Origin of the sequence: uncultured Oscillibacter sp. (genome assembly GCF_910587525.1) — a bacterium.
Taxonomy (GTDB): domain Bacteria; phylum Bacillota; class Clostridia; order Oscillospirales; family Oscillospiraceae; genus Oscillibacter.
Genome location: NZ_CAJULS010000249.1, coordinates 1 through 1,809, shown reverse-complemented (window position 1 = coordinate 1,809; position 1,809 = coordinate 1). Strand labels below are relative to the sequence as shown.

Annotated in this window: 1 protein-coding gene and 1 pseudogene; both read left to right on the top strand. The window is 61.7% G+C overall.

Annotation, left to right across the window (positions count from 1 at the left end):
* Positions 1-867 (top strand): annotated as a pseudogene (locus QZ326_RS13135) (ankyrin repeat domain-containing protein); the annotation flags it as partial.
* The coding region (locus QZ326_RS13130; protein ID WP_295746085.1) for a M23 family metallopeptidase at positions 860-1,809 on the top strand (950 nt) is incomplete at its 3' end. The pseudogene QZ326_RS13135 and the gene QZ326_RS13130, both read left to right, overlap by 8 nt.

Below are 1,809 nucleotides of genomic sequence, written 5' to 3'. Positions count from 1 at the left end.
CAGCTCCTGCGCCGCATGACCGGGAGCATCACGGAGTATGTCAACACGGTAGGAATGCGCCCTCTGCGGATGAGCGACTTTGACAAAGCTGTGCTGGCGATCCAGGACGGCGAACTGGAAGCCTTCAAGAAGTACGCAGCCAAGGTTCCGTACCAGCAGGAGGAGACCCTGCTGGTGGAGGCGGCTGGCCGTCCGGGGGCCGTGGGCCGGAAGATGACGGAGCTGCTGATGCGGGACAGGTGCAATATCGACTACGCGGCGTACTGTAACGCCTGCAAGAGAGCCATCGACATCAACGACCCGGAGAAGGTCCTGTCCATGATGGTGAGGGCACAGGCCAGCGTGCCGCAGCTGGAGCCGTCCTTCTTTGGCGAAATGGCCTCCTACGCCCACTCAGACCATCGCTTCATTGCTAAGGAGATCATCAAGCGGTGCGGCGAGGAGCAGATTGCCGCCGCGCCGTCTTTCCTTCTGGAGCAGTTTGCTATGGACAAAGACTTTCGCACGTTATCTGCGCTGGTGGAAAAAGGGATCTCCGGAGGAGGCAGTTCAGCAAGAACACTCCATATGCTGACCTATGAGGGCCGTGACAGCTGGATCGCGGAAGAACTTCTGGAAAAGCGGATGTGGGTGGACGTCAACGACTACAGCGCGCTCCATGCCTGTGTCCAAAACGACGCGGTGGAGGTGTGCAGGCTGCTGCTGGACGGCGGCATGGACTTCGACCAGTACCGCCAGTGGGCACAGACACGGCCCTGCGCCGGCCATGAGGAAACGCTCCAGGCACTGGCGGACCACTGGTCTGAGATGCAGGCAGAGGTGGAGCAGGCGCCCGCCCAGGAGAACGGAGGGATGACCCTTGGCTAATCCGGCTCTGATAGCAAAGGCCGCCGCCATCATCCTGACCGATGAAAAGGCACGGAAAGCGGTGGGCTGGACGCTGGTGGCGATCCTCTCCCCCCTCATCCTGCTCATCGCCTTTTTGTGCGCTCTGGGCTCCGGCGCCACCGAGCACAACATCACCGCTGTGGAACTGTGTTTTTACGATACCATCGGCATTCCAGCGGAAACCCCGGAGGAGTACCGGCTGTGCATCGAGGCCATGCGCGCCAGCTTCGCCCAGCTGGATATTGCCATTGCTGCCATCAACGAGAATACAGAGGAAGAAACAAGCCTTGACGATATCCGCGTCAAGGCGATTTTTTATGCTCTGTACTTCGGCGCCGAAAGCCATAGGGACGCTCAGTCCTTCGCGGACTGCTTTGTCACCTGGGAGGAGCGTATCCGCACGGTTCTCGTGGAGGGCAGCGACCCGCCGGAGGAGACGGAGGAGACCTACTCTGTGGCCATTCCCATCGAGGATCTGGGAACTGTCTGGCAGAACATCGCCGCCATGGGTGTGGCGCCTGCCGCTGAGCAGCGGAGCAACGCCGACAGCATCTATAACCTGATTCGATATGGCGCGGCGGGCGGCAGCAGCGGCTTTGACGGGTCGGATGTACCCTTCATCGGCGCGGACGGCTTCTGCTCCCCCATCGGGGAGAACTGGCGGAACGTGGTCACCTCGGAGTTTGGCTACCGCCGCGACCCGTTCACCGGCGAACGGAAGGGCCACAGCGGAATGGATCTGGCGGTGCCCACCGGAACCTCTGTCCGTGCCGCCCTGCCGGGAACAGTGACCGTGTCCACCTACAACCAGGGCGGCTACGGCTACTATGTGATGATCGACCACGGCAACGGTCTGTCTACCCTGTACGGCCACAACTCCCAGCTGCTGGCGCGGGTGGGCCAGACGGTGGAGGCCGGGGA